We start from the raw sequence: 20,128 nt of genomic DNA on the forward strand, positions 1-20,128 counted from the left end.
CTACATGCGGGTCAATCGAAGCCTCTGTGCATAAATCTCCGTCTGTGGCGGGCCGAACATAAGCCGGCCCGCCACCAGCTTCAATGACGGCAGAGGACTCGTTGCGGATCTTCTCCCCACCGCAGGATGTGCCAAAGCCCAACCGTTACTGTCACCGGCGGAAGCCAACGTTTCTGACCGGGCGGTTCTGGCGAGGAGTTTCTGTCCGACACAGGCCGTTCAGGCGCCCCGCAGCGAATGGGTGTAAAGAGGCCAAAAGAATACATCGGTGGTTTGAGCGAATGTCCGCTTTAGTTCTGTGAAGCCCGAAAATGTTCCAACGATCAATAATCTGGACACATTTGAGCTTCGACGAACTCGCTCTCCGTATTCCTCAGAAACCCGGAAAGATCTAGGTTGCCGCCATTGTAGTGAAGCGATCCGTCGTGCAGATATATATAAGCCTGCAACTCCTTGGTGCTTTCCCCTTTTTCCTTGGCTTCTCCGGCAAGGGTAAGACCCTCTCCCCATTCTCCTGGGATGCCATCTATCCAGGACGGAACCGATACAGGAATTGCTTCGTACGAATTGAGATCGATTACGAGCAAATCATTGAGATGTGCCAGTCCAAGCCAAAGATAATCCTTGCCCAAGACGACACTGGGAATTTCCCTATGATGTGCACCGTCTTGCACATAAAGTGTTGCAAACTGCCGCGTATCTTCATTGTATATCGCCAGAGCTCCTTTAAAATAATTTAGATAAAGAATATTGTTCCTGCGCAACACACATGCTTGATCGAAAACATCTACCCCGTTAGGTACATTTTGATAGGTAAGGTTAAGCGGCCCAACCGTGAAATTCCCGCCATTTTTGAGGATCCAGCTCTGAACGCCATCTGCCCTTAATGACCAAATGTCTATAACATCCGCTTGATCTTTTTGTTCTAGCATCCTTTCGCAGCTGAGTTCCCCCACATTACTACGGCCACACACAACACCGAAGTACGCGAGTTCGAGGAATTCGTTGAACCTGTCAGTAAACCATGACCTTAAAGCCTGGTTGGTTCCTTCGTAAATAGAACTAATCACACCAAATCGGTTTGTAACAAACGACATCTTTTCAACGGTGTGCGTATCGGTGTCATAAAGGTGAACAAAATATGTGTGCTGGGCTGACGTAAACGCATCTTGGTCCGCAATAGCAAATATTTCCATCTTCCCATCCCCATTCCAATCAACAATTCCTGTCGCTGCAATCCGCAAGTCTCCTCGAATTGCCGTTGATGGAACATGCCCGGGAAGAGCCGGAACCTGCGTCTGAAATCGCTGGTACCAATCGTCACTGCCAACTAGTAGTTCGGCATAAACTGAACCATATCCATGGCGACAATCATCTGCGTCCGAAGAGCCGCAATCAACATCCGACGACCAAACTAGGATGAAGTGGTTGGGATCATTCGCGTTTCGGAATGGAATTGCCTCCATAGCATTCTGACCAACGAACATCCGCGCAATTTTGTAGGCTTCGTCGTCAGAGAGCACTTCGATCGGCCACAGCCGGTTAGATAGCCAAGAAACGCTAGGATCGATGACTCTGACATTTAATGGTTCGAAGGCAAAAGTAGCAACGGCAACCAATATCGCCGAAATTGCCGCTGCGCTGGATTTCAGCAAGTTCTCCTTAACTTTCGAGTATAGAGTAGTCGCCAAGTTTCTTGTCGTGGAAACCAGCAAGATTAAAGTGGATTTGAATCTACTGAGAAGCAACATACGACGCTGATCCGAAGGGGCGGTCCGAGTGAGCTGAGCAGATATTGACGGGTGCCTAGGCATCCGTCAACTAGACCGGGGGCAATCCCTGACACCTAAACGAGTCTGGAAAACGCGGCATAAGAGCAAACGTTGGTTCCGAAGATGCGACCGGCAACTCCGTCCCGCATGGCTGCCCTTTGCAGGTCGCGCAGTGAAGGTCCGGTTCGGAGCCGTCAGCGGCCAAAACTCAACCGTTTCCGGCTCTGCCTGAACCCACCGTTTTTGACATTGCCGTATCTGCAAAGCTGACCTTTGCGCGGTGGCAGCGAAAGCCGGCTTCGACCCCACGGGAAACGCCCCGCGCGGGATAAAGGTGCAGCTTGCCGCGCGTCAGCTGATCGCCTGCTCCACCCCTTCCGAGATCGCCTGGCGCAGCTTGCGTTCCAGCGCCCGCTGCTTGGCCGGGGAGTGGAATTTCAGGCCGAACATGTCCTTGACGTAGAACGTGTCGACCACCTGTTCGCCGTAGGTCGCGATGACGGCGGAGTTGATGTAGACGTTGCCGTTGCTGAGCGTGCGCGTCAGGTCGTAGAGCAGGCCGGGGCGGTCGCGGGTGTCGACCTCGATGATCGTGTAGATTTCCGAGCCTTCGTTGTCGAAGGTGATATGCGTGGGCACGCGGAAGGCGCGTTCGCGTTTCTTGATCTTGTCGCGCGACTGCATGGCGTCGCGGGCGACGACCTCGCCCCGCAGCGTCTTGTGGATCATCTGCGTCAGGCGCGGCAGGCGGTCGGCCTCGTAGGGGCTGCCCTCGGCATCCTGGATCCAGAAGGCCGCGGTGGCATAGCCGTCCTTGGTGGTATAGGTGCGCGCGTCCACGACGTTGGCGCCCACCAGCGCCAGCGCGCCGCACATGCGGCTGAAGATGCCCGGGTGATCGGCCAGCGCAAAGCAGACGCGGGTGGCGTCGCGGTCCTCGTCCGGGGTCAGCTGGATGCGCACCTCGTTTTCCGAGATGTCGCGCAGCAGCAGGGCGAAATCCTGGTGCGCGGTGACGTGCAGGCCCTGCCAGTAGGGCGGGTAGTGGCGTTCCAGCTCGGTCTTGAGGTCCCTGGCGTCCCAGTCGGTGAGCGCCTCGCGCAGGTTGCGCTTGGCGTCGGTGCCGCGCTGTTCGCGGTTGAGCGCCTCGAGCCCGCCTTCCATGGCGCGGCGGGTCTGGCGGTAGAGCGCGCGGATGAGCGAGGCCTTCCAGTTGTTCCAGGTGTTCGGCCCGACGCCGCGGATGTCGCAGACGGTCAGGACGCACAGCAAATCGAGCCGCTCGCGGGTCTGCACGGCCTTGGCGAAGTCGCGCACGGTGCGCGGGTCGGCGATGTCGCGTTTCTGGGCCATGTCGGACATCAGCAGGTGATAGCGCACCAGCCACTCCACCGTGTCGACCTCTTTCGGCTTCAGCCCCAGCCGGGGGGCGACGCGGCGGGCGATCTGGGCGCCGAGGATCGAGTGATCCTCGTCCCGGCCCTTGCCGATGTCGTGCAGGAGCATGGCGACATAGAGCACCTTGCGGTTCACGCCCTCTTTCAGGATGGACGACGCGATGGGCAGGTCCTCGGTCAGTTCCTTGCGCTCGATCTTCGACAGCTGGCTGATGCACTGGATCGTGTGCTCGTCCACCGTGTAGCTGTGATACATGTTGAACTGCATCATGGCGCGGATCGGCTCGAATTCGGGGATGATGGCGGACAGTACGCCAAGCTCGTTCATGCGGCGCAGCGCGCGTTCGGGATTGCCGTGCTTCAGAAGCAGGCCGAGGAAGAGCTTGCGGGCCTCGGGGCTTTCGCGGAAGCTTTCGGTGATGAGGTCGAGATTGGCCGTCACCAGCCGCATCGCGTCGGGGTGGATCAGCAGGCCGGTGCGCAGGCCTTCCTCGAACACGCGCAGCAGGTTGAGCGGGTCCGACAGGAACTCCGCCTCATCCAGGATGGCCAGGCGGCCGTGGACCTCTTTATAGCCGTGTTTGAGCTTGCGCTTGCGGGTGAAGAGGCGTTGCAGGAGAGGCTCGGATTTCACGTGCGCCGCTTCCAGCTTGGTCAGGAAGATGCGGGTCAGGTCGCCGACGGCGGTGGCGTGGCGGAAATACTCCTGCATGAAGACCTCGACCGCGCGGCGCCCGGCGCGATCCTTGTAGCCCATGCGTTCGGCCACCTCGACCTGGAGGTCGAAGGTCAGCTGTTCGGTCGCGCGGCCCGTGACGAGGTGCAGGTGGCAGCGGGTGGCCCAGAGAAAGTTCTCGGCCTTCAGGAAGGTCTCGAACTCGTCCTCCATGAAGAGGCCGTGCCCGACGAGATCGGACACGTCGTCGACATGGTAGAGGTACTTGGAAATCCAGAACAGCGATTGCAGGTCGCGCAGGCCGCCCTTGCCCTCCTTGACGTTGGGCTCGACCATGTAGCGCTCGCCCTGCTTCTCGTGCCGGGCGTCGCGCTCTTCCAGCTTGGCCTCGACGAATTCGCGTTCGGACCCCTTGAAGAGGTCGTTGCGCAGGCGGTGGTCGAGATCGGCCGCGAGCCTGTCGTCGCCGTAGAGCAGGCGCTTTTCCAGGAGCGCGGTGCGGATGGTGAAATCCTCGGTGCCGAGGCGGATGCATTCGCGGATCGTGCGGCTGGCGTGGCCGACCTTCAGCTTGAGGTCCCACAGCATGTAGAGCGTGCTTTCGATCACGCTCTCGGCCCAGGGGGTGATCTTGTAGGGCGTGAGAAAGAGCAGGTCCACGTCCGAGAAGGGGGCCATTTCGCCCCGGCCATAGCCGCCCACGGCGAACACCGTCAGGCGTTCGGATTCGGTGGGGTTGGGCAGGGGGTGCAGGTGGCGGCTGGCCACCTGCAGGGCGGTCATCACGGCGCAATCGGTCAGCCAGGTATAGGCGCGGGTTGCCTCGCGCGCCGCGAACGGCGTCTGGCGCAGGGCCTCGGCGATGGCCGCGTAGCCCGAGGTCATGGCGTCACGCGTGGCGGCGACCGCCTCGCGGCGCAGGGCGGCGGCGTCGGACGGGTCGGCGTCGCGCGCGGCCTCGATCCGCGCGAGCACGGCGTCCTGGTCGAAAATGACCTCTGCCGGACAGATCAGCGCGTCCGGCGGCGTCAGCGTGTCCTTCATGACCTGGGCCGTGCGCGCGGGATCAGAGCCCCGCGCGGCCGAAATTGGCGGGTGCGGGCGACAGCACCACGACCTGCTGGTTGCGGATGGTGGCCACGGCCAGGCCGCGCTGCGTCGTGCCGTTGGGCAGGAAGCGGAAGATGCCGTTCACGCCCTGGAAGCCCGACGACTGCGTCAGGCTGGAGCGCGACAGGGCATCGGCGCGGCCCGATTTCGCCAGCGCGCCGATGGCGGCGATGGCATCGTAGCTGAGACCGGCAAGATCATGCGGCGCTCCGCCGTTGGCCGCCTGGAAGCGCGAGGCGAACTGGTTGGCGCGCCGGGGGTCGGGGATGGCGAACCAGCCGTTCTGAACGCCCGGAAGCGTGCGCGTCTGGGCCGGTTCGTCCCAGCGGGCGAGGCCGATATACTGCATTTCGGCCGGGGACAGCCCCGCCTCGGGCAGCATCTGCGAAAAGAGCGGCAGGGCACCGGCGGCGTTGGCGGTCAGGAAGATCGCGTCGGCGCTGTTGGTCTGGGCGTTTTCCTTGATCGCCGGCACGGCACCTACGACCCCGCCTTGGGAAAACTCGTAGTTCACCACGCCGGCCGAGGTCGCGCCGTTGGCGCGGATGGCCTGGGCGATGGCGTCGCGTCCCAGCTCTCCGGCGAGGTTGCGCGAATGCACGGTCATGATGCGGCGCTTGCCCTGGCTGACGGCATAGCCCGTCAGGCGGTTGGCGGTATCCTGGAAGGTCTGGCCGAGGATCAGCAGGTTGCCGCCCGCGATGGTGGGGTTGTTGGAAAACGCCAGCACGTTGATGTTCTTGGGCGCCATGGCGACGGCTACGGCATTGGCGGATTCGGCGTGCAGGGGACCAACTATGATCTTGGCGCCGTCGGCGGCGGCAGTGAGCGCCGCCTGCTGGGCCTTGCCGGCGTTTCCGGCGGTGCCGTAGACGCGCAGGTCGATATTCACGCCCGACAGGTCCGCGACGGCCATGCGGGCGGCATTTTCCAGGTCGCGGGCCAGGCGCTGTTCCTGCGGATTGGATGCGCCATGCGGGACCAGAAGGGCAACCGGCACGGCGGCGCCGGGGTCGATCCGCTGGCCGCTGTTGCCGCCGGCGCCGGGGAGTCCGGCGTCGCAGGCGGCAAGCAGCAGGATGGTGGCCAGAAGGGCAAGTCGGTGGAACGGCTTGCGGACGGCATCGAAAACGGCAAACATCGGGGTATGAACTCCTTCTTTCGCGCGGTCCGGGTGGACGGCGCAGTTGGTCACGATAATAGACGTCCACAGAGGCGGGTCCAGTGATGAATCCCGACAAGCAGAGCCTTGCGCCCGGGCTGTACCTTGTGGCGACGCCGATAGGCGCCGCGCGGGATATCACGTTGCGGACCCTGGACATCCTGGCCAGCGCCGACGTGCTGGCCGCAGAGGACACGCGCAGCCTGCGGCGGTTGATGGAAATCCACGGGGTCAGGCTGAACGACAGGCCGCTGGTGTCCTATCACGACCATAACGGCGACCGCGCCCGGCCGCGGCTGATGGCGGCGCTGGAGCAGGGGAAATCAGTGGTTTACGCGTCCGAGGCGGGCACGCCGATGGTGGCGGACCCCGGGTACGACCTGGCGCGGGCGGCGGTGGCCGAGGGCGTTCCGCTGATATCGGCGCCGGGGCCGTCGGCGGTGGTCACGGCGCTGACCGTGGCCGGTTTGCCGACCGACCGTTTCTTTTTCGCGGGCTTCCTGCCCTCGGGCGGGTCCAAGCGGAAATCCGCACTTCGGGAGGTGGCGGGCGTGCCGGGAACGCTGGTGTTCTACGAATCGCCCAAGCGGGTGGCGGCGATGCTGCGCGACGCGGCCGAGGTGCTGGGCGCCGAGCGGCAGGCGGCGGTCTGCCGGGAACTGACCAAGAAGTTCGAGGAGGTGCTGCGCGGCACGCTGGGCGAACTGGCCGAACGGCTGGAGGCGCAGCCGGTCAAGGGCGAGATCGTGGTGCTGATCGAGCGCGGCGCGGCCGCGGCCGGCAGCGGCGAGGACCTCGACACGGCGCTGAGCAAAGCGTTGGAGACGCAGAGCGTGCGGGATGCGGCCGATACGGTGGCGGCGCGGCTGGGGCTGAAACGGCGGGTCGTATACCAGAGGGCGCTGGAATTGAGCGGTTAGGGAAAAATTAGATGTTCTGGTGTCTGATGCGAAATGTTTGGTGACGAAAGGTGAACCGGAATGACATGCGACACCATCCTGCAAAGGCGCAGGGAACGCGGGCAACGCGCCTATCACAAGGGGGTCTCTGCCGAGAAATCCGTGGCACTCGAGTATGACCGTCGCGGCATCGACCTGCTAGAAACGCGCTGGCGGGGTCAGGGCGGCGAAATCGACCTGATCCTTCTCGATGACGGCGTCTACGTGTTCTGCGAGGTGAAGGCGTCGGACACTGTCGACAGCGCGATGGCGCTGCTGCGTCCGGCGCAGATGCAGCGCATTCACGTGGCGGCGTCGGAATACCTGGGCCAGACGCCCGAGGGCCAGTTGAGCGAGGTGCGTTTCGACCTGGCGGTCGTGGACGGGCAGGGCGCTGTCACCGTATTGGAAAACGCGTTCGGGCATTTCTGAATTGATCCCTGCCGGTGCTTGGCCCATGTAGAGGGCAGCAAGAGGACGGGGATGGCCCATGAAGATTGCCTTTCAGATGGATCCGATCGGCGGGATCGACATTGCCGGGGACAGCAGCTTTCGCCTGGCCGAGGAGGCACAGGCACGGGGGCACGACCTGTTCTACTATACGCCGGACAAGCTGGCCTATGACCGGGGGCGGATCACCGCGCGGGGATGGCCACTGACCGTGCAGCGGGTGAAGGGCGATCATTTCAGCCTGGGCGAAGAGCGGGTGGCGGACCTGTCGGAATTCGACGTGGTGTGGCTGCGCCAGGATCCGCCGTTCGACATGTTCTACATCACCACGACGCATCTGCTGGAGCGGGTGCGCGACACGACGCTGGTGGTCAACGACCCGTTCTGGGTGCGGAACTTTCCCGAAAAGCTGTTGATTCTCGATTTTCCCGAGCTGATGCCGCCCACGGCGATTGCGCGCGATCTGGATACGATCCGCGCGTTCAAGGCCGAGCATGGCGACGTGATCCTGAAACCGCTTTACGGCAATGGCGGCGCGGGGGTCTTTCACCTGCCCGAGAGCGACCGGAACCTGTCGAGCCTGCACGAGATGTTCACCGGGTTCAGCCGCGAGCCGCTGATCGTCCAGAAATACCTGCCCGAGATCAAGGACGGCGACAAGCGCGTGATCCTGGTGGATGGCGAGCCGGTGGGCGCGATCAACCGCCTGCCCGGCAAGGGTGAGGTGCGGTCGAACATGCATGTGGGCGGGCGGCCCGAGAAGGTGGCGCTGACCGACCGGGACCGCGAGATCTGTGCCATTATCGGGCCAAAGCTGCGCGAGGCGGGGCAGATCTTTGTCGGGATCGACGTGATCGGGCAGTACCTGACCGAGATCAACGTGACCTCGCCCACCGGCATCCAGGAGCTGGAGCGGTTCGACGGGATCAACGTGGCCGGAATGATCTGGGACGCGATAGAAGCGAAACGCGCATGAGCGCGATGCGGCCACTGCTGAATCGGTGGCTGCGGCTGACCGAGAAGCCGCATTTGCGCAAGGCCACGGTCGCCAAGGCGCGCAGCTCCTTCGAGACCAAGGCGAAGTTCCTGTTCCACGCGCCGCGCGGCACCTCGGTGGCCGAGGACGAGCTGGGCGATGTGCCGGTGCTGTGGACCTGGGCCCTGGGCGTGGGGCGCGAGGACGGGCCGCTGATCCTTTATTTCCACGGCGGTGGGTTCGTGTTCGGCAGCCCGCGGGTCTATCGCAAGATGCTGGCGGTGCTGTCGCGCGAGGCGCGGGCGCCGGCGGCGCTGGTGCAGTACAGGCTGGCGCCGGAGACGCCCTTTCCGGGCGCGTTCGACGATTGCATGGCGGCCTACCGCGCGGTGATGGACCGGCCCGGCGGCGTGGTGCTGGTGGGCGACAGCGCGGGGGGCTGCCTGGCGTTGGCGGTGCTGGCCGAGATCACGCGGGAGGGGCTGACGCAGCCACTGGGCTGCATTGCCCTGTCGCCGGTGACGGACCTGACCTTTTCGGGCGACAGCATCCGCGAGAATGCCGAGAGCGAGGTGGTGCTGCCGATCGAGCGGGCCGAGGAAATGTGCGAGTGGTATCTTGGCGACACGGACCCGAAGGACCCGCGCGTCTCGCCGCTTTTCGCTGATTTCGAGGGCGCGGCGCCGGTCTGGATCGGGGTGGGCGACACGGAAGTGCTGCGCGACGACACGATCCGTATGGCAGCGCATCTGCGGGAAGAGGGCGTGGACGTGACCGAGGTGGTCGAACACGACCTGCCGCATGTCTGGCCGCTGTTCCACAACCTGCTGCCCGACGGGCGCGAGACGCTGGCGGACCTGGGGGACTGGATCAGGTCTCTTTCATCGTCGTCAAGCGGTAGCTGACCGCTTCGGCCACGTGGGGGCGACGGACGTCGTCGGACCCGTCGAGATCGGCGATGGTGCGGGCGACGCGCAGGACACGGTGATAGCCGCGCGCCGACAGCCCCATGCGTTCGGCCACGGTGTTCAGAAGGGCGCGGCCTTCGCTGTCGGGCGTGGCAATCTCTTCCAGGGCCTCGCCTTCGGCATCGGCATTGAGGCGCATGTCGGGCCGGCCCGAGAAGCGCGCCTGTTGCACCGCCCGCGCCGTCGCGACCCGCTCGGCCACCTGGGCTGAGCCGTCGCCCGAGGGGGGCAGGTCGAGATCGGTGAAGCTGACCGGGGGGACCTCGATGCGCAGATCGAAGCGATCCATCAGGGGGCCCGAGATGCGGGACATGTAATCCTCGCCGCACTGGGGCACGCGGGCGCAGGCGCGGGCCGGGTCGGGCAGGTAGCCGCATTTGCAGGGGTTGGCGGCGGCCACAAGCAGGAAGCGGCAGGGATAGCGGACATGGGCATTGGCGCGGGCCACCACGACCTCGCCCGTCTCGATCGGCTGACGCAGGGTTTCGAGCACGGCGCGGGGGTATTCGGGAAACTCGTCCATGAAGAGGACGCCGTTATGGGCAAGGCTGATCTCGCCCGGGCCCGCCCTGCGCCCGCCGCCGACGATTGCGGCCATGGAGGCGGTGTGGTGCGGTTCGCGGAAGGGGCGCGTGCGGTTGATGCCGCCCTCGGTCAGGAGGCCCGCGAGGGAGTGGATCATCGAGGTTTCCAGCGCCTCGGGCGCCGTCAGGGGCGGCAGGATGCCGGGCAGGCGCGCCGCCAGCATGGATTTGCCGGAGCCGGGCGTGCCGACCATCATCAGGTGATGGCGGCCCGCTGCGGCGATTTTCAGCGCGCGCTTGGCGCGTTCCTGGCCCTTGACGTCGCGCAGGTCGCGGCCCGAGACATCCGCGGTGACCTCGCCCGGTTCGGCAGGCGGCAGGGGCGACTGGCCGGTGTAGTGGCGGACCACGTCGGCGAGCGTGGCCGCGCCGATCACCTGGGTGGCGCCGACCCAGGCGGCCTCGGCCCCCGAGCCCTTGGGGCAGAGAAGCGTGCGGTCTTCCTCGGCCGCGGCCATGGCGGCGGGGAGCGCGCCGATGACCGGGATGAGCGAGCCGTCTAGGGAGAGCTCGCCCAAGCTGCACGTGCCTTCGACGGCGTCGGGGGGAATGATTTCGAGCGCGGCGAGCAAGGCCAGCGCGATGGGCAGGTCGAAATGGCTGCCTTCCTTGGGCATGTCGGCGGGCGAGAGGTTGATGGTGATGCGCTTGGAGGGGAGCGCGATGGCCATGGACGACAGCGCCGTGCGGACGCGGTCGCGGGCCTCGGACACGGCCTTGTCGGGCAGGCCGACGAGCGAGAAGGCCGGGACGCCGGGGGTGACGGCGCATTGCACCTCGACCTGGCGGGCCTCGACGCCCTCGAAGGCGACGGTATAGGCGCGGGCGACCATGGGGGACTCCGTTCCCGTGAGAATGGTTAACGGATAGCGCGCCAGTGGTTTAGGAATGGTTAACCGTCTTCGGGGTCGCGCCGGTGGCGGCTGTCGGAGCCTCCGGCGGGGATATTTTGGGCCAGAGGAAGAGGGGCGTCAGGTCGCGGCGTCGCGCATGGCGGTGAAGGCGGGCCAGGCCTCGGGGTCGGCGACGGTCTTGTCGCGGCAGGTGGCGTTGCAGAAGCCGAAAATGCGCCCGCCGGTTTCCATCAGGTGCGTTGGTGCCTTGCCGGAATAGGGGCAGGCGGTGTTTTCGGGCGTGCCGTCGGTGACGGCGCGGGCCGGGACAGGGCGGGGGCCGGGCCAAGTTGTATGGTCGAGCGGTAGATCGTAGGGGACAGGGTCGTAGGATTTGGTGAGGCCGAGCGCGCGCCACTGGCGGAAGGCCGGGTCGGCCAGCGTGGTGTCGACATAGGCCTGCGCCGTCTTGCCGACGGAGAGGCCATAGCCGGCAATGCGGGCGGCGACCGGGGCGTAGAAGGCATCGGCGAGGCTGTAGCGCCCGAAGAGCCAGGGGCCGTCCGCGCCGTGGCGGGTGCGGGCCATGGCCCAGAGCGTGCCGATGCGCGAAAGGTCCGCCCTGACGGTGTCGGAGGGCGTGACTCCCTGCCACTGGTGGCGAAGCTGCATCGGGCAGTCGGCGCGCAGGGCGGAAAAGCCGGAATGCATTTCGGCGGTGATCGAGCGGGCGAGGGCGCGGGCGGCCGGGTCGGCAGGCCAGAGGGCGGCCTCGGGGTGGCGTTCGGCCAGGGTTTCGGCCATGGCGAGGCTGTCGAAGATGACGATGCCGTCCGCGTCGCGCATCACCGGGACGAGGCGGGCGGGGGCGAGATCCTTGAGGTCCTCGGCCATGGTGCCGTCATAGAGTCCGACCATGTGGGTGCGGTGCGGAAGGCCGAACTTTTCCAGCATGAGCCAGCCGCGCAGGGACCAGCTTGAGAACGTGCGGTCGCCGATGAAAAGGTCATATGTCATGGCGCGACGTTAGGCCGGGGGCGGGACGGCGCAAAGCGATCATTTGTGCGGGTGTGCATCACGGGGTGTGATTGATGCCCGCCACGTGCCAGCCCGCCGGCGTGTGGTGCAGTTCGGTCACCGAGAGGGGGGCGATGCTGTGCGAGAACGCCTCGGTCGCGGTGAGGTCGCGGGCGCGCTGGACCTGGGTCAGGATGACGCCGAGATGGGCGACGATCACGAGGTCGGCACCGGGATGGGCGGCGATGAGCGCATCGGTGGCGGCGCCCGCGCGGGCGGCAAGCTCGGGCCAGGTTTCGCCCGAGGGCGGGCGCACCTCGCCGGGGTGATCCCAGAATGCCTGGTAGCGGGCCTGGTCCTCGATGTCGTCGGGGGTCTTGAGGTCCCAGTCGCCGAAGTGAAGCTCGCGCAGGGCCGGATCGTGCGGCAGGCGCGTGCGGGTTTCGCCGAGCGCATCGGCGGTGGCGACGGCGCGGGAGAGGTCGGAGGAGACGAGCATGGCTTGCCGCGGCAGGTGCGCGTCGAGGCGGGCGACACGGGCGGTGTCGGAGAGGTCGGCGGGCAGGTCGGCCCAGCCGACGAGGCCCCTGGCGTGGGTCGGGCCGTGGCGGACCCAGAACAGCCGGGTTTTCACGGCAGGCTGCCCTTGAGTACCTGCGGCAGGCCGGCGGTGACATTGACCACGAGCCCCGCCGTGGCGGCAAGTTTCATGTTCAGCCGTCCGCGGGCGGCGCGCAGCGTGGCGTCTTCGCAGATTTCGGGCGCGCGGGTGATCATCACCACGGGCGCGGCGCAGAGGGCAAGGCCGGCCATGAGCTCTGCTTCGGCCTCGGCCAGGTCGTGGCCGGCCTCGGCCCGATTGGCCAGCCAGAGCGGCAGCGCGTCGACGAGAACGGCGCTGTCGCCGCTGATCCCGGCGAGGGCGCGACCGATATCGAGCGGTTCGTGACGGGTATGCCAGGCGGTGTGCGGCGACGCCTGACGCCGGGCGAGCGTGGCCTGGATCCCGGTGTCGTCGGGAGGTGTGGTCACCAGCGCGACGGGGGTTCGGCCGGTGCCGAGAACCAGCTCTTCGGCAAGGATCGTCTTGCCGGATCCGATGCTCCCTAAAACGATTGTGAGTCCAGGCAACATTTTTTTGCATCCTTTTCGTGATCCGCGCGTTGGGATCGTGCGTACCACCACCAAAGACTGCAAAAAAGCTGCTTCGAACCGCGACCGGGAGTATTTCACCATGGCCTTGGATGGCAATTTCAGCACAAACATGTCACGCGCGGCGATGAAGGCCGAACTGCTTGACGCCGAGACCGAACTGACATTGGCCTATGCCTGGCGCGACCAGCGGGACGAGGCGGCGCTGCATCGCCTGATCACCGCTTACATGCGGCTGGCGATTTCGATGGCCTCGAAGTACCGTCGCTACGGCGCGCCGATGAACGACCTGATCCAGGAGGCGGGTCTGGGGCTGATGAAGGCCGCGGACAAGTTCGATCCCGACCGCGGCGTGCGGTTCTCGACCTACGCGGTGTGGTGGATCAAGGCGAGCATCCAGGATTACGTGATGCGCAACTGGTCGATGGTGCGCACCGGGTCGACCAGCAGCCAGAAATCGCTGTTCTTCAACATGCGGCGGGTGCAGGCCCGGCTGGAACGCGAATCCATGGCCAAGGGCGAGACGCTGGACCGCCACCAGATGCGCGAGATGATCGCCATCGAGGTGGGCGTGCCGTTGCGTGACGTGGAGATGATGGAAGGCCGGCTGTCGGGCACCGATTTTTCGCTGAACGCGACGCAGTCGACCGAGGACGAGGGTCGCGAGTGGATCGATACGATCGAGGACGAGGGCAAGCGTGGCGACGAGCTGGTCGAGGAAGACCACGACCGGGGCGCGCTGCGCAACTGGCTGGGCGGTGCGATGTCCAAGCTCAACGAGCGCGAGCGGTTCATCGTCGTGCAGCGCAAGCTGAAGGACGAGGCGCGGACGCTGGAGAGCCTTGGCGAGGAGCTGAGCCTGTCCAAAGAGCGCGTGCGCCAGATCGAGGCGGCGGCGTTCCAGAAGATGCGCCGGTACCTGGAAAAGCAGGGCGGCGAGGTGCAAAGCCTGCTGGCCTGAGTCCTTCAAGAGGCTTCGGGAGACGAGAAATGACGCTGTCGCGGGGTGCGGCGGCGTTTTTTCGTGGCCGGGTGGCGGGCCTTGTGCCGTGCGGGGTCCGGGCATAGTGTCTGGCCGAGACTGAAGGGAGCCTTCGCATGCTGGCCGGAAAACGTATTTTGCTGATCATCGGGGGCGGGATCGCGGCCTACAAGGCGCTGGACCTGATCCGGCGGCTGCGCGAGCGCGGTGCGGCGGTGACGCCGGTTCTGACGAAGGCCGGCGCGGAGTTCGTGACGCCGCTGTCGGTGTCGGCGCTGGCGGGGGCGAAGGTGTTCCGGGACCTTTTCGACCTGACCGACGAGGCCGAGATGGGGCATATCGAGCTGAGCCGCAGCGCGGACCTGATCGTGGTGGCCCCGGCGACGGCGGATTTGATGGCGAAGATGGCCGGGGGGCAGGCGGATGACCTGGCCTCGACGCTGCTGCTGGCGACGGATACGGCGGTGCTGCTGGCGCCCGCGATGAACGTGCGGATGTGGGAGCATGCGGCGACGCAAAGGAATATCGCGACCCTCAAAGGCGACGGGATCGGGTTTGTCGGGCCCAATGCGGGCGACATGGCGTGCGGCGAGTATGGGCCGGGGCGGATGTCGGAGCCGCTGGAGATCGTGGCGGCGGTGGAGGCAAGACTGGCGTCCGGGCCGCTGGCGGGCAAGCGGATCGTGGTGACGTCGGGGCCGACGCATGAGCCGATCGACCCGGTGCGGTATATCGCCAACCGCTCGTCCGGTGCGCAGGGTACGGCGATTGCCAGGGCGCTGGCGGGCGCGGGGGCGGAGGTGGTGTTCGTCACCGGGCCGGCGGATGTGGCCCCGCCCGAGGGGGTCGAGGTGGTGAGGGTCGAGACCGCGCAGGAGATGTTGCAGGCGGTGGAGGCCGCGCTGCCGGCTGACGCGGGGGTATTCGCCGCCGCCGTGGCGGATTGGCGTGTTGCCAGCGCGGGGGCGAGCAAGATCAAGAAAGAGGGCGGCAAGCTGCCGGTGCTGGAGTTCGCGGAGAACCCCGACATCCTGGCCACGGTCAGCCGGTTGGAGGCGGGGCGGCCGGGATTGGTGGTGGGCTTTGCCGCCGAGACCGATGACGTGGTGGCGCACGCCACGGCCAAGCGGGCGCGCAAGGGGTGCGACTGGATCGTGGCCAATGACGTGAGCCCGGCGACGGGGATCATGGGCGGCACCGAGAACGCGGTGACGTTGATCACGGCAGATGGGGCCGAGGCATGGCCGCGCATGTCGAAGGCGGACGTGGCGCGGCGGCTGGCGGAGCGCATCGCGGCGGCGCTGGGCTGAGACCGGATGGTGCGCCGGAAGAGTTGTGTGCCTTCGGCGAGGATATTTATGGCCAGAGGAAAAGCGGGAAGAACCGGCGCATGGTGAGCATTTCGGTGATGTGGGACGAGGGCGCGGATCGCGATTTGGGCCTGCCGAGCTATGAGACCGCGGGGGCGGCGGGGGCGGATCTGCGCGCCAACCTGCCCGACCGGGGTGTGGTGGTGATCGCGCCGGGGGCGCGGGCGCTGGTGCCGACGGGGCTGCGGCTGGCGATACCGGAGGGGTACGAGGTGCAGCTGCGGCCACGCTCGGGGCTGGCGTTGAAGCATGGGATCACGCTGCCTAACAGCCCCGGGACGATCGACAGCGATTATCGCGGGCCCTTGGGGGTGATCGTGATGAATGCGGGGGATGCGCCCTTCACGGTGGAGCATGGGATGCGGATTGCGCAGATGGTGGTGGCGCCGGTGGTGCAGGCCGGGTTCGAGGTGGTGGAAACCCTTGAGGAGACGGCGCGCGGGGCGGCCGGTTTCGGGTCCACGGGGGCGGGCTGATGCTGTTGGTATTCGTGCTGGCCGGGGCGATCTGGGGCCTGGGCGCGTGGATGGGCGCGCCGCGCCGACAGCGCTGGGGCATGATCGGCGCCTTGTGGGCCTTTGTCGTGCTGACGCAACTGGTGCTGCCCGAAGGCAACGGAATACGCGAGGCAACCGGCGGCGAGGTGGCACCTTGGCTGCTGTTGGGGGGCGGCGTGGCGCTGGTGCTGGCCTATCGGCAGGTGCTGCGGCGGCTGCGGGGCCGGGTGGCGGCGCCGGAGCCGGAAAAGCCCAAGGGGCTGTTCGCGCCGTCCGAGCTGGAACGTTATGCGCGGCACATCGTGCTGCGCGAGATCGGCGGGCCGGGGCAAAAGGCGCTGAAGCAGGCGAAGGTGCTGGTGATCGGGGCCGGGGGGCTGGGCTCGCCAGCGATCCTGTACCTGGCGGCGGCGGGCGTGGGCCGGATCGGGGTGATCGACGATGACGTTGTGGATGCGACGAACCTGCAGCGGCAGGTGATCCATACCGACGCGCGGATCGACATGCCGAAGGTGCAGTCTGCCGCGCAGGCGGCGCGGGATGTGAATCCTTACGTGGAGATGCGCCCTTACCAGCGGCGGTTGAGCGAGGAGATCGCGGCGGACTTGTTTGCCGAGTATGATCTGATCCTGGACGGGACGGACAATTTCGACACGCGCTATCTGGCGAACCGGGTGGCGGTGGCGCAGGGCAAGCCGTTGATATCCGGGGCCTTGTCGCAGTGGGAAGGACAGGTGAGCGTGTTCGATCCGGCGAATGGCGCGCCGTGTTACCAGTGCATCTTCCCCGAGGCCCCGGCGCCGGGGCTGGCGCCGAGCTGCGCGGAAGCCGGTGTGTTGGGGCCGTTGCCGGGCGTGGTGGGGTCGATGATGGCGGTGGAAGCCGTGAAGGTGATCGCGGACGCGGGTGCGCCGCTCCGGGGTGAAATGCTGATTTACGATGCCCTATATGGGGAAAGCCGGAAGATATCACTGAGCCGCCGGGCGGACTGCGCCGTGTGCGGCCAACGAGGAGAGCAAGATGACCAATCCGCTGTTGAGTGAGTGGGAGACGCCGTTCGAGATGGCACCGTTCGACCGGGTGTCGGACGAGGATTTCGCGCCGGCGTTCGAGGCCGCGCTGGAAGAGGCGCGGGGCGAGATCGCGGCGATTGCGGACAATCCCGAGCCTGCGACATTCGCCAACACGGTGGAGGCGCTGGAAGTGGCGGGGAAGACACTGGACAAGGTGTTGTCGGTGTTCTTCACCGTGGCGGGGGCGGACAGCAACGACAGGCGGCAGGAATTGCAGCGGGAGTTCAGCCCGAAGCTGGCGGCGTATTCGTCCGAGATTTACGGGAACAAGGCGCTGTTCCAGCGGATCGCGACGCTTTGGGAGGGGCGCGAGAGCCTTGGGCTGACCGAGGAGCAGGAGCGGGTGCTGATGCTGACCCATCGCGGGTTCCGGCGGGCCGGGGCCGGGCTGGACGGCGATGCGGACACGCGGATGCGCGAGATCCGCGCGCGGCTGGCGGAGCTGGGAACGGCGTTCACGCAGAACCTGTTGAAGGACGAGGCCGGATGGTACATGGAACTGAGCGAGGCGGACCTGGAGGGGCTGCCGGAGTTCGTCTTGCGCTCGGCCCGGGCGGCGGGTGAGGAGAAGGGCGTTGACGGGCCGGTGATCACGTTGTCGCGGTCGTTGATCGTGCCGTTCCTGCAGTTCTCGCCCCGGCGCGATTTGCGCGAGAAGGCCTATGCCGCGTGGACCTCGCGCGGGGCCAATGGCGGCGAGACAGACAACCGCGGGATTGCCGCCGAAGTGCTGAAGCTGCGCGAGGAGCGGGCGAAGCTGCTGGGCTACGAGAGTTTCGCGGCCTTCAAGCTGGAGACCGAAATGGCCAAGACGCCCGAGGCGGTGCGGGGCCTGCTGATGGATGTCTGGGGACCGGCGCGCGCGCAGGCGGAGGCGGATGCCGAGGTGCTGACAGAGATGATGCGCGAGGACGGCGTCAATGGTCCGCTGGAGCCGTGGGATTGGCGGTATTATTCCGAGAAGCGGCGCAAGATCGAGCATGACCTGGATGAGACGGCGCTGAAGCCGTATCTGCAGCTGGACCGGATGATCGAGGCGGCGTTTGCCTGTGCGCATCGGCTGTTTGGGCTGGAGTTTGAGCGGCTGGACGTGCCGCTCTACCATCCCGATTGCCGGGCGTGGGAGGTGACGCGGGACGGGCGTCACGTGGCCGTGTTCATCGGGGATTACTTTGCGCGCGGATCGAAGCGGTCGGGGGCGTGGTGTTCGGCCATGCGGGGCCAGCACAAGTTTCCCGATGTGAAGGGGCCGGTGGTGATCAACGTGTGCAATTTTGCCAAGGGCGATCCGGCGCTCTTGAGCTATGACGATGCGCGGACGCTGTTTCACGAGTTCGGCCATGCGCTGCACCAGATGCTGTCGGACGTGACCTATGAGAGCATTTCCGGCACCTCCGTGGCGCGGGATTTCGTGGAGTTGCCGAGTCAATTGTACGAACATTGGCTGGAAGTGCCGGAGGTGCTGTCGGAGTTCGCCACCCATGCCGAGACGGGCGAGCCGATGCCGCAGGAGATGCTGGACAAGGTGCTGGGCGCTGCCACGTACGATATGGGGTTCCAGACGGTGGAATACGTGGCCTCGGCCATGGTCGATCTGGCGTTCCACGAGGGCGAAGCGCCCGACGATCCGATGGCGAAACAGGCCGAGGTACTGGCGGAGATGGGGATGCCGCACGCGATCCGGATGCGCCACGCGACGCCTCATTTCGCGCATGTGTTCAGCGGTGACGGGTATTCGAGCGGCTATTACAGCTACATGTGGTCGGAAGTGATGGATGCCGATGCCTTTGCCGCCTTCGAGGAGGCTGGCGGGGCCTTCGATGCCGGGAAGGCGCGGGCGCTGGAAGAGAATATCCTGTCTATGGGCGGCTCGCGCGAGGCGGAGGAGCTGTACCTGGCCTTCCGGGGGCGGATGCCCGGCGTCGAGGCGCTGTTGAAAGGACGGGGGCTGGCGGCGTGACACCGGAAGAGATCGAGAAACTGCCCTATCGGCCCTGCGCGGGCGTGATGCTGGTGAACGGGGACGGCAAGGTTTTCGTCGGCCAGCGGATCGACAGCGAGTATGACGCCTGGCAGATGCCGCAGGGCGGGATCGACGAGGGCGAGGACCCGCGCGACGCGGCCCTGCGCGAGTTGTGGGAAGAGACCGGCGTGAAGGCCGATCTGGTGACGGTGGAGGCGGAGACGCCGGAGTGGATCCCCTATGATCTGCCGCATGATCTGGTGCCGAAGCTGTGGAAGGCACGGTACCGGGGGCAGATGCAGAAGTGGTTCCTGCTGCGGTTTCACGGGAGCGATGCGGATGTGGACATTACCCTGCCGCCGGCGGAGTTTTCCGAGTGGAAATGGATCGCGCCCGAGGACGTGGTGGACGCCATCGTGCCGTTCAAGCGCGGGGTTTATGCCAAGGTGATGGACGCGTTCGGAGACCGGCTATGAAGGTGTTTTTGACGAGCATGGTTTTGGTGCTGGCGGCCGGCCCGGCGCTGGCGCTGTCCTGCCTGCGGCCGGACGTGGCGCGGACCTATAACCAGGCGTCGGAGGCGGAGCAGGCCTATGTGGTGGTGACCGGGGCGTTGCGGTTCGACGCGGCGCGGTTGCCGGAGAATGACGGGACCAGCCAGGATCGGCGGGTGGTGACGATTCCGGCGCGGCTGGAGGGGACGTCGCTGTCGCGGGCGGGGTTCACGACGCCTTTTGCGCGGGACATTACGTTGGAAGTCAGCTGTTTCGGGCCGTGGTGTGGCGGGGCGCAGTCGGGGGTGGAGTACCTGGTTTTCCTTGAGAAACATGGGCGGAAGCTGGTGATGGTGGCGGATCCCTGCGGCAGTTGGGCGTTCCCGGAGCCATCGGCGGAGCAGGTGGAACAGGTGGAGGCCTGTATCGGCGGGTTGGAGTGTGCGCCGTTGAAGTGAGGGCGCGCGCGTGGGTTTTCACCCACCCTACGAGGTCCCGGATCGGGTCCGGGACGTGGTGCGATGGTTCGCGCGGGATCAAGGCCGCAGGCCGCCGCGCGATCGCCAGACCGCCCGGACGGGCTGGCGATTGGCTGACATGGGCGCTTCGATTGAAGGTTTTGCGGAAGTTGCCGGCATAAAGTGCCTTGAAGGAAGGTTGGTCGCCAGCCCGCGGTCTGGCGATCGCGCGGCTTTCACCCACCCTACGATTCGG

General features: G+C 66.0%; 18 protein-coding genes. 11 read left to right on the plus strand and 7 right to left on the minus strand.

Features of this window, described 5'->3' with window-relative positions:
• Positions 1 to 323: 323 nt before the first annotated feature.
• The 3 genes from KUV49_RS17280 to KUV49_RS17290 form a co-directional block, all read right to left on the minus strand.
• Positions 324 to 1,655, minus strand: a complete 1,332-nt coding sequence (locus KUV49_RS17280) for a hypothetical protein (RefSeq protein ID WP_222452220.1) — start codon at positions 1,653 to 1,655, stop codon at positions 324 to 326.
• Positions 1,656 to 2,123: 468 nt separating this feature from the next.
• Complete coding sequence (locus KUV49_RS17285) at positions 2,124 to 4,889, minus strand: [protein-PII] uridylyltransferase (RefSeq protein ID WP_222452221.1); 2,766 nt, start codon at positions 4,887 to 4,889, stop codon at positions 2,124 to 2,126.
• Positions 4,890 to 4,911: 22 nt separating this feature from the next.
• Positions 4,912 to 6,096, minus strand: a complete 1,185-nt coding sequence (locus tag KUV49_RS17290; RefSeq protein WP_222452222.1) for a penicillin-binding protein activator — start codon at positions 6,094 to 6,096, stop codon at positions 4,912 to 4,914.
• Positions 6,097 to 6,182: 86 nt separating this feature from the next.
• On the opposite strand from KUV49_RS17290, the gene rsmI reads away from it, so the two are divergent.
• From rsmI to KUV49_RS17310, 4 genes are read left to right on the plus strand one after another with little or no spacing between them, the layout of a single operon-like run.
• Complete coding sequence (gene rsmI, locus KUV49_RS17295; RefSeq protein WP_222452223.1) at positions 6,183 to 7,037, plus strand: 16S rRNA (cytidine(1402)-2'-O)-methyltransferase; 855 nt, start codon at positions 6,183 to 6,185, stop codon at positions 7,035 to 7,037.
• A 60-nt stretch (positions 7,038 to 7,097) separates the two neighbouring features.
• The gene (locus KUV49_RS17300) at positions 7,098 to 7,487 is read left to right on the plus strand and encodes a YraN family protein (protein WP_222452224.1); all 390 of its coding nucleotides are present in this window, start codon (positions 7,098 to 7,100) and stop codon (positions 7,485 to 7,487) included.
• A gap of 58 nt (positions 7,488 to 7,545) precedes the next feature.
• Positions 7,546 to 8,481, plus strand: a complete 936-nt coding sequence (gshB, locus tag KUV49_RS17305) for a glutathione synthase (protein ID WP_222452225.1) — start codon at positions 7,546 to 7,548, stop codon at positions 8,479 to 8,481.
• Complete coding sequence (locus KUV49_RS17310; RefSeq protein ID WP_222452226.1) at positions 8,478 to 9,386, plus strand: alpha/beta hydrolase; 909 nt, start codon at positions 8,478 to 8,480, stop codon at positions 9,384 to 9,386. The genes gshB and KUV49_RS17310 overlap by 4 nt, the downstream gene beginning before the upstream one ends.
• On the opposite strand, the gene KUV49_RS17315 is transcribed toward KUV49_RS17310, so the two are convergent.
• The 4 genes from KUV49_RS17315 to KUV49_RS17330 all read right to left on the minus strand — a co-directional run bounded on the left by KUV49_RS17315 (position 9,352) and on the right by KUV49_RS17330 (position 13,017).
• Positions 9,352 to 10,866, minus strand: a complete 1,515-nt coding sequence (locus KUV49_RS17315) for a YifB family Mg chelatase-like AAA ATPase (protein WP_222452227.1) — start codon at positions 10,864 to 10,866, stop codon at positions 9,352 to 9,354. The genes KUV49_RS17310 and KUV49_RS17315 overlap by 35 nt on opposite strands.
• 138 nt (positions 10,867 to 11,004) lie before the next feature.
• Entirely contained in the window at positions 11,005 to 11,883 is an 879-nt protein-coding gene (locus tag KUV49_RS17320; protein ID WP_222452228.1) for a glutathione S-transferase, read from the minus strand.
• Positions 11,884 to 11,941: 58 nt separating this feature from the next.
• On the minus strand, positions 11,942 to 12,517 hold the full coding sequence (locus tag KUV49_RS17325) for a histidine phosphatase family protein (RefSeq protein WP_222452229.1): 576 nt from the start codon (positions 12,515 to 12,517) through the stop codon (positions 11,942 to 11,944).
• Entirely contained in the window at positions 12,514 to 13,017 is a 504-nt protein-coding gene (locus tag KUV49_RS17330) for a bifunctional adenosylcobinamide kinase/adenosylcobinamide-phosphate guanylyltransferase (RefSeq protein WP_222452230.1), read from the minus strand. Before KUV49_RS17330 ends, KUV49_RS17325 begins: the two co-directional genes overlap by 4 nt.
• A gap of 100 nt (positions 13,018 to 13,117) precedes the next feature.
• On the opposite strand from KUV49_RS17330, the gene KUV49_RS17335 reads away from it, so the two are divergent.
• The 7 genes from KUV49_RS17335 (at position 13,118) to KUV49_RS17365 (ending at position 19,872) form a co-directional block, all read left to right on the plus strand.
• Complete coding sequence (locus KUV49_RS17335; RefSeq protein ID WP_222452231.1) at positions 13,118 to 13,996, plus strand: RNA polymerase factor sigma-32; 879 nt, start codon at positions 13,118 to 13,120, stop codon at positions 13,994 to 13,996.
• Positions 13,997 to 14,133: 137 nt separating this feature from the next.
• Positions 14,134 to 15,327, plus strand: coding sequence for a bifunctional phosphopantothenoylcysteine decarboxylase/phosphopantothenate--cysteine ligase CoaBC (gene coaBC, locus KUV49_RS17340; RefSeq protein WP_222452232.1), 1,194 nt, complete (start codon positions 14,134 to 14,136; stop codon positions 15,325 to 15,327).
• An 80-nt stretch (positions 15,328 to 15,407) separates the two neighbouring features.
• Entirely contained in the window at positions 15,408 to 15,863 is a 456-nt protein-coding gene (dut, locus tag KUV49_RS17345) for a dUTP diphosphatase (RefSeq protein ID WP_222452233.1), read from the plus strand.
• Positions 15,863 to 16,927, plus strand: coding sequence for a HesA/MoeB/ThiF family protein (locus KUV49_RS17350; protein ID WP_222452234.1), 1,065 nt, complete (start codon positions 15,863 to 15,865; stop codon positions 16,925 to 16,927). Before dut ends, KUV49_RS17350 begins: the two co-directional genes overlap by 1 nt.
• Positions 16,905 to 18,917, plus strand: coding sequence for a M3 family metallopeptidase (locus KUV49_RS17355; RefSeq protein ID WP_222452235.1), 2,013 nt, complete (start codon positions 16,905 to 16,907; stop codon positions 18,915 to 18,917). The genes KUV49_RS17350 and KUV49_RS17355 overlap by 23 nt, the downstream gene beginning before the upstream one ends.
• Positions 18,914 to 19,396 carry an RNA pyrophosphohydrolase gene (locus KUV49_RS17360; protein WP_222452236.1) on the plus strand — a complete coding sequence of 161 codons (483 nt, stop codon included), beginning with the start codon at positions 18,914 to 18,916 and terminating at the stop codon, positions 19,394 to 19,396. Before KUV49_RS17355 ends, KUV49_RS17360 begins: the two co-directional genes overlap by 4 nt.
• Complete coding sequence (locus KUV49_RS17365) at positions 19,393 to 19,872, plus strand: hypothetical protein (protein ID WP_222452237.1); 480 nt, start codon at positions 19,393 to 19,395, stop codon at positions 19,870 to 19,872. The genes KUV49_RS17360 and KUV49_RS17365 overlap by 4 nt, the downstream gene beginning before the upstream one ends.
• Positions 19,873 to 20,128: the final 256 nt, after the last annotated feature.

It is taken from the genome of Roseovarius atlanticus, from assembly GCF_019802205.1.
In the GTDB taxonomy this organism is placed as follows: domain Bacteria; phylum Pseudomonadota; class Alphaproteobacteria; order Rhodobacterales; family Rhodobacteraceae; genus Roseovarius; species Roseovarius atlanticus_A.

Excerpts from the sequence above, each read along its gene's own strand:
- KUV49_RS17335 (WP_222452231.1), top strand. The coding sequence starts at position 13,118 with ATGGCCTTGGATGGCAATTTCAGCACAAACATGTCACGCGCGGCGATG.
- KUV49_RS17355 (WP_222452235.1), top strand. The coding sequence starts at position 16,905 with ATGACCAATCCGCTGTTGAGTGAGTGGGAGACGCCGTTCGAGATGGCA.
- dut (WP_222452233.1), top strand. The coding sequence starts at position 15,408 with ATGGTGAGCATTTCGGTGATGTGGGACGAGGGCGCGGATCGCGATTTG.
- KUV49_RS17300 (WP_222452224.1), top strand. The coding sequence starts at position 7,098 with ATGACATGCGACACCATCCTGCAAAGGCGCAGGGAACGCGGGCAACGC.
- KUV49_RS17285 (WP_222452221.1), bottom strand. The coding sequence starts at position 4,889 with ATGAAGGACACGCTGACGCCGCCGGACGCGCTGATCTGTCCGGCAGAG.
- KUV49_RS17310 (WP_222452226.1), top strand. The coding sequence starts at position 8,478 with ATGAGCGCGATGCGGCCACTGCTGAATCGGTGGCTGCGGCTGACCGAG.
- gshB (WP_222452225.1), top strand. The coding sequence starts at position 7,546 with ATGAAGATTGCCTTTCAGATGGATCCGATCGGCGGGATCGACATTGCC.
- KUV49_RS17290 (WP_222452222.1), bottom strand. The coding sequence starts at position 6,096 with ATGTTTGCCGTTTTCGATGCCGTCCGCAAGCCGTTCCACCGACTTGCC.
- KUV49_RS17365 (WP_222452237.1), top strand. The coding sequence starts at position 19,393 with ATGAAGGTGTTTTTGACGAGCATGGTTTTGGTGCTGGCGGCCGGCCCG.
- KUV49_RS17330 (WP_222452230.1), bottom strand. The coding sequence starts at position 13,017 with ATGTTGCCTGGACTCACAATCGTTTTAGGGAGCATCGGATCCGGCAAG.
- KUV49_RS17320 (WP_222452228.1), bottom strand. The coding sequence starts at position 11,883 with ATGACATATGACCTTTTCATCGGCGACCGCACGTTCTCAAGCTGGTCC.
- rsmI (WP_222452223.1), top strand. The coding sequence starts at position 6,183 with ATGAATCCCGACAAGCAGAGCCTTGCGCCCGGGCTGTACCTTGTGGCG.
- coaBC (WP_222452232.1), top strand. The coding sequence starts at position 14,134 with ATGCTGGCCGGAAAACGTATTTTGCTGATCATCGGGGGCGGGATCGCG.
- KUV49_RS17315 (WP_222452227.1), bottom strand. The coding sequence starts at position 10,866 with ATGGTCGCCCGCGCCTATACCGTCGCCTTCGAGGGCGTCGAGGCCCGC.
- KUV49_RS17350 (WP_222452234.1), top strand. The coding sequence starts at position 15,863 with ATGCTGTTGGTATTCGTGCTGGCCGGGGCGATCTGGGGCCTGGGCGCG.